Annotated in this window: 6 protein-coding genes; 4 read left to right on the plus strand and 2 right to left on the minus strand. The window is 45.2% G+C overall.

What is annotated here, in order from left to right; translation table 11 throughout:
• Nucleotides 1-512: 512 nt before the first annotated feature.
• Genes traN through trbC form a run of 4 tightly spaced genes read left to right on the plus strand, consistent with a single transcriptional unit; the run spans nucleotide 513 to nucleotide 4,586 of the window.
• Nucleotides 513-2,021 (plus strand): conjugal transfer protein TraN, encoded by a 1,509-nt coding sequence (traN, locus tag Q7J27_02245; GenBank protein ID MDO9527961.1) that lies wholly within the window; start codon nucleotides 513-515, stop codon nucleotides 2,019-2,021.
• Nucleotides 1,999-2,634 carry a hypothetical protein gene (locus tag Q7J27_02250; protein MDO9527962.1) on the plus strand — a complete coding sequence of 212 codons (636 nt, stop codon included), beginning with the start codon at nucleotides 1,999-2,001 and terminating at the stop codon, nucleotides 2,632-2,634. Before traN ends, Q7J27_02250 begins: the two co-directional genes overlap by 23 nt.
• Nucleotides 2,635-2,637: 3 nt before the next feature.
• Complete coding sequence (locus Q7J27_02255; protein ID MDO9527963.1) at nucleotides 2,638-3,630, plus strand: TraU family protein; 993 nt, start codon at nucleotides 2,638-2,640, stop codon at nucleotides 3,628-3,630.
• A complete protein-coding gene (trbC, locus tag Q7J27_02260) occupies nucleotides 3,591-4,586 on the plus strand; it encodes a type-F conjugative transfer system pilin assembly protein TrbC (GenBank protein MDO9527964.1) in 996 nt (331 codons plus the stop codon). The genes Q7J27_02255 and trbC overlap by 40 nt, the downstream gene beginning before the upstream one ends.
• 209 nt (nucleotides 4,587-4,795) lie before the next feature.
• On the opposite strand, the gene Q7J27_02265 is transcribed toward trbC, so the two are convergent.
• Complete coding sequence (locus Q7J27_02265) at nucleotides 4,796-5,230, minus strand: hypothetical protein (GenBank protein MDO9527965.1); 435 nt, start codon at nucleotides 5,228-5,230, stop codon at nucleotides 4,796-4,798.
• Nucleotides 5,231-5,241: 11 nt separating this feature from the next.
• Nucleotides 5,242-6,379: hypothetical protein (locus tag Q7J27_02270; GenBank protein ID MDO9527966.1), on the minus strand; the 1,138-nt coding region annotated here is incomplete at its 5' end.

Here is a 6,379-nt window from a genome sequence, read left to right on the forward strand (position 1 = left end):
GCGTTTATAATTCCATCAGCGATAAATGCGAAGTCGCATACACTCTCACCTGTCCAAGTGGATATACATATAATTCCTCAATTGATAAGTGCGAGGCCGATCCTGTATGCCCGAGTGGGTCCAGTTATAATACAACTTACAACGTCTGCCTGAAAGCGGTGACCTCGACCACCTGCCCAAGCGGATATACTTATAATTCATCCAGTCAACAATGTGAAAAAGATCCTGACTGCCCGAGTGGAAGTTCATACAATGCGAGTACGAACAGATGTGAAATGACGGTTCAGTGGTACTGTTCTGTCAATGGGGGCACATACTCAAGTCAGTCAACGTGCAATTCCGCCTGTGTGCAGACAGGGACATGCACACAGCATACCGAGCAGGGGGCCGCGCACTCGTGCTGGTGGTATTGGACGGGCTGCTACGGATGTAATTGTAATTGTCCCGGTGATTATGTTTTTCAGGGCAATTGCGCAGGAGGTGGGTGGGGTTGGTGCAAGGGTGGTGACTGTATGGGGTTGCCCCAGGCTTGTCAGGCTCCTGGCTCTAACCAGTGCCCCGGAAACACTGCGCCCGCCGGATCAACGTACCGTGGCTGCTGGGAAAATAAGGTTTCGGACGACGAGGGTGGCTGTAATGCTTATTTTTATAAATTTCAGAGCTGGTATGACCAGATCATAACATATATTTGCTCCCTCACCGGCACATCTTATTCAGCTCTTTCAACCTGTCAAGGTAGTTGCTCGCAAAGCGTAGCATGTACAAGTACCTGCCCGTCAGGATACACAAAATCCGGCAGTCTGTGTATTGCGAATGCTTCCTGTTCAAGCGGCGGAACACTAAACACTTCGGTAGATAAATGCCAGTATGCACCAACATATAACTGTGATTCAGGGTATACCTACGATTCGGCAATAGGATACTGCAAGGCAAATGCAACATGCGACAGTTCGGGCACACTGGATACATCAGTTGATAAATGCCAGTTGTCTCGTATTTATTCCTGCCCTGCGGATTATACATATAACAGTTCCATCCAAATATGCCAGAGTGATCCCGTCTGCGATTACGGCTATTTTGATAGTTCAATAGACCTGTGCAGACTGTCTGCTTCAGAAATATGTCCTGAAACCTATACTTATAACAGCGATCAGAACAAATGCTTGCTTGACCCTCCATGCCCGGTAGGAGCCGCATATTCGATAACTTTGAATCAGTGTTCGATTGACGCTATTTATGATTGTCCTGATACATCCGAGTATTCCCCCTCAACAAGGCTATGCTGGGCATATCCCATGTGCCCCGGAGATATGCCATACAACGAGGAGATCAACGGATGTGATGGAGGTTACAGAACATGCCCTTATGGGGCATATCCCTGCTTACCCGAACCCGAAACAGGCATAAAAAAATGCTCTCCAAATGAGTGCTTCGATCCCATTGCCGCTGTTGAGGATACAGGCGAAGAAGCTGACACAACAAGCTACCAGAATGACGGTTCGATTGATGAGGCAACTGGCGTGTGCGAAGGCATAGTTTATATATTCAACGGTAAGGGCGGCACGTGCAAACCTTCTGGAATCCAGACCATGTTTTTTAATTGCTGCGATACCTCGGAAGGAAGCTTTTTAATGGTAAAAAAAGCGTGTGGTGAGGAAGCGGGGAGGACTGTACAGGCGATACAGGCGGGGAGATGTCATTATGTCGGAGAGTATTGCGCCAAGAAGTGGAAGTTTATCGGTTGTGTGCAGACGGCAAAAACATACTGCTGTTTTAACAGCAAACTCGGAAGAATCATCCAGGAGCAGGGTAGGGGACAGCTGCAGAACTTCCAGCCCGGGGGAAACTGGGGATCTGCTGAATCTCCTAACTGTGTCGGGTTCACCCCTGAACAGTTCTCCATGATTGATTTCTCCAGGGTAGATCTGAGCGAGTTCATAAGCGATATACAGGGCCAGATGAAAACGAATATAGAAGAAGGGGTAGAAAACAAGATAAATGACTACTATAACAACTATTAGCAGAATATTAGCCCTGGCATTGTTTTTCCTCTGCGCTTCCCCGTCTTTTGCAATCAATCTGGGAACAGTTGGCGTAACGTACAAAATAGCGGAGGAAGATGCCCTGGTAGCATTCCAGGAAAGGGCAAAACAGGTTAACTGGAATAAGGTGTTCAGCAGGGAAAAAGCCGAAAAGTTGATCAGGGAATATAAACCAAAAGGGCTCGTTTCACTGCCAAGAGCAACCCAAGACAGGAATTTTCATGTGGATGTGACCTATACGCTTGAGTTCGATATCCCTGACGGGAAAGGCGGCATTCTCTACCCCAAGGGATACACCTTTAATCCTCTTGATTATATTCAGATGCCGACAATCCTTGTTATTATTAACGGTGACGACACTGACCAGGTGAAGTGGTTTAAGGAGTCCGGGTATGACAAGGATTTCAAGGCCATGCTTTTACTGGTTGGCGGTTCTTACTCGGATTTGATGAAAAAACTGGATAGACCGGTATTCTACGCAGATCAAAAAATCGTGGATAAATTTAAGTTAAAGGCTGTTCCGTCGGTGGTGCATCAAGATGGCGTGTTTATGGAAGTGAAGGAATTTCAAATACCGGAGTCAGAGAGTTAAATTATGTTTAGACGATTGGTGTTAGTAGTGATTTTCTTGGGTATTTTGCTGTCGGGTGGCAAGGCTGAGGCTATCTGTAAACCGGGACTTCCCATAAATCCAATAACCGATTTATGCTGGCATTGTATATTTCCGATGAAAATTGCCGGTATAACAGTAATGCCAGGCCCTGCCGTGAACGATCACCCTTTTCCGGTGAAGCTGCCGGTTTGCGTTTGCCCCATTCCCATTCCACCATTTTATAGAATAGGGATACCGATTGGTTTCTGGGAACCGGCCCGCATGATCGAAACGGTAAAGGACCCCTGGTGCTTTCCAAGCTTTGGGGGACTTTCTATAGGCTCTACTACAGGCGGATGGTTGGGAGGAGCATCTGTAACCCCCACCACGCAGGGTAAGAGTTCACAGAGCTTTTTTCAGGCGCACTACTGGATATTTCCTGTCTGGACGGCAATGGAGATACTGGTTGATTTTATGTGTCTTGAGTTAAGCGGGATAGATGTTGCCTACATTACCGAAGTTGATCCACTGTGGCAGAACGACCTTCTTAATTTTATCCTGAATCCTGAATCTCTGCTTTTTGCCAATCCGGTTGCCGCGCTCGCCTGTGTGGTGGACAGCGTTTCCACTGCCGTCGGTTTCTCTGCCAGCCCGCTGTTCTGGTGTATAGGAAGCACAAGCGCTTATCCCCTTACCGGACATGTTCATGATGACCATGAGCTGAAATCAGCCTCTTCAGTGGCGGCAAGAATGGTATATAAACTCTCCAGGCAACTCATGATCTGCGATACTGGAATCGCTCTTTGCGGGTGTGTACCAACACCAATATGGATCAAACATAATTACCGTCTTCAGATTGCAAAACCCGTGCGGGACTGGTGGTGTCGTCCTTTCGGCCAAACGGACCTGCTCTGGGGATACGGAAAAAATCCACCATTTATAGGAGATAATTTCGTATGGATGCTGTTCAGAAAAAGGGCTTGCTGCGCATTTTAGCTGTTTTAATCCTTTTAACATTCCTTTTTGTCCCAACGGCGTGGACATCAGAAACAAGGAGATTCTACCTGAAAATGCCCTCTCCCTGTTATGAGGTGAAGAAGGTAGAGGGTAGTAACGTGTACCTCGAATCCACAGGAAAGACCTGTATGCAGGTAGCTGTCAGGAGAGAGATTGCCATTGATTCTTCCATAAAAAAGGTCTCGATATATGTGGATGGCGAGTTCTGGGTGGAACAGAACGTTGAAGATTTTAATATGAACTCAATAAGGGATATTAAAAAGAGCGCAAATGATCTCTTTGATAACTTGAAGGTTCCCGAAAACAAGCACAAAGACATGGCCGGGAAATACGCGACACAGACGAAACAGTATTATGAGTCCGAGGCTTTTCAGAAGAAATGTAATGCAGAAGTCGAACGGTTAAAAGCCACTATCTTTAAAGATCAGATAGAGGGAGCCAGGAAAGCATATTCCGAACTACCTGATGGTGAGACATACGGTACTGGAACGCTACCCCTGAATGAGCGGATATATGTTTTTATCTCTTCGTCAATGCCTGAACAGACCTTAAAGAACTATGTCCATGCCTTGGACAGGCTTCGTGATTCGAATATTGAAATGGTCATGAGGGGTTTTGTGGGGGGGATAAAGAAGATTGCGCCGACTCAAAAGTTTATACAGAAAATTGTTTTAAAGCCAGACGGGTCAGTCTATTCCGTTTCCATTATTATTGATCCGATACTTTTCAGTAAATACGGGATTAACAGAGTGCCTTGTGTTGTCTATGACAGGAGTGTTGCAGCCGATATTCACGCTGATGCTGATTCCGATAATTACTATGTCTTGTTCGGGGATGCGTCTTTGGAATACGCGATTGAGCGTATCCAGGAAGAGAGTCAGAGCGAGACCCTGAATGCGGTTATTGCCTCGCTTCGGGGGGGCATCTATAAGTAGCATCAGTCTTATAAATCGGAGAGATTAAATTAATGAGCCTTATCTTTTGTTACGTATATAATAAAGTTATGTTGAATTTTAGATTTGACAATAATGATCAAGGTATAAAATGGCTATCCTAAATCTTTGGTTTGATAGAATTGATCAAGGATAGTAATTGTCTTGGATTTTTGAACTGGCATTTCAAACACAAGATATTATGATTTGATTTATTTTGTGATAGATGGTTGCGGATTGAAGTTAAACTCGTAAATTCTGTCCGCTTCCCTTTGCCAGTCACCGGCCTGTCCCCATTGAACCAGCTTGTCATTAATAAAGTATAGCCAGTAATCTCGCCGTTCTCCTTTGAAGGTAGCCGCACCAATACCAAACGTAATGCAAGTAAAGGCGCTCTTGCCGATTATCTGACCGGGACTATCTGAAGAGGGCAACGCCAGTTTATATTCCCAAACTTCCACGACCTGGCTAAACTTGTTCTTAATCGCGCCGCGGACAACAGTTGGCTCATCCAATCTCGCAACCACTTCTTCTTTTGTCATACCAATAGAAACCTTCTTCAAGTGTTTCGCGCTGGTCACACAGCCGAAGATAAACAAACACGTAAGTAAAAATAATATAAGCCTTTTTCTTGAAACTGATCTCATAAAGTCCTCCTCTACGGTTTTCCGGGCAACACTATTACTTTTTTTCTCCCCTTCATTTTGTATTGAACCAGCCCGCAATATTCGAGGATTGAGCAGACATAATTTCCCCGAGCGAGTTGGGAACCCGTTGCATTGCGAATCAACTCGTCTGCACTTCCCTCAAGAGGTTTATTATCTCTCAAAGCGGCGACACGTAACTGAAGAGAAGGATTTTCCTTAAATGCTTCTTCAATTGTGTTAAAGCACTCCCTTTCAAGAGGTATCGTAGATTCCCCGCTAAGAATACGTATAATATCTGCACTGTTCTCGGTTATCTCAAAGGACTTCTTGTTTAAGCCTTTCATGCCTCTTCCTGGGGTGAACAATATATTCCCCCCAGAGACTTTTTCTGAAACTATTTTCCACCAGTACATCTCAGAACCCTCCGTGCCATGTTTAAGTTGAAACGTGTTAAAATTTTGACTCTTGCTTTTCATAATAAAAACTTTATCTCCCTTTTCAAAGCCGGATTTTCTTAGAGCATCGGCAAGACGCATCTTTTGACCTATCGAATCGCGCAGATCAGGACAAATCCAGGGGATACCTTGCCCTGTGATCCGAACACCAGCCTCGTATGTTACACCACCTATCAAGAGATTTATGGCAGCTCTATGGCGGTGTTTTAGTGGTAGTCCATGACCTTGATTCTTACGAATGGTTATTTCCAGTCTGTCCGTATCTGGACAGACTATCCGGCCTGCAATTTTTTCTGTGCGGCTTCCTACAAGCGGTATGCCTGGGTCATTGCGTGTTCCGACAAAAGTCTTACCACCCTTCTTTTGATTCAAATGCTTGTTCCCCCTTTCCCCCTTTTTGCTCTTGCTCCGCTGATACTTCCATATTTCATGGTCAAGCAATCTGGGGGTCAGGCGCGGATACTTTAATTTCAGTTCATCACAAGCTCCGGATAACAGCCACTGAGATTCTCGATCATTGACTTTATTTCTGATTATCGTAGCGTATCCTTCGTCCCTTGCCCATGTGAAAGCATCCTCTATAAATTTCTTAATCCACCTGTCCGGTTTGATCAGATCTTCTGATCCAGCCAGCATAAAGAAATATTTCAGGGAGATACCACTTCTATGGCCAGGTATGGTTTTGATATCGTTC

The organism is Syntrophales bacterium (assembly GCA_030655775.1).
In the GTDB taxonomy this organism is placed as follows: Bacteria; Desulfobacterota; Syntrophia; order Syntrophales; family JADFWA01; genus JAUSPI01.

Coding starts and splice junctions, on each gene's coding strand:
- traN (MDO9527961.1), top strand. CDS start 513: ATGGGGTTGCCCCAGGCTTGTCAGGCTCCTGGCTCTAACCAGTGCCCC.
- Q7J27_02250 (MDO9527962.1), top strand. CDS start 1,999: ATGACTACTATAACAACTATTAGCAGAATATTAGCCCTGGCATTGTTT.
- Q7J27_02255 (MDO9527963.1), top strand. CDS start 2,638: ATGTTTAGACGATTGGTGTTAGTAGTGATTTTCTTGGGTATTTTGCTG.
- trbC (MDO9527964.1), top strand. CDS start 3,591: ATGGATGCTGTTCAGAAAAAGGGCTTGCTGCGCATTTTAGCTGTTTTA.
- Q7J27_02265 (MDO9527965.1), bottom strand. CDS start 5,230: ATGAGATCAGTTTCAAGAAAAAGGCTTATATTATTTTTACTTACGTGT.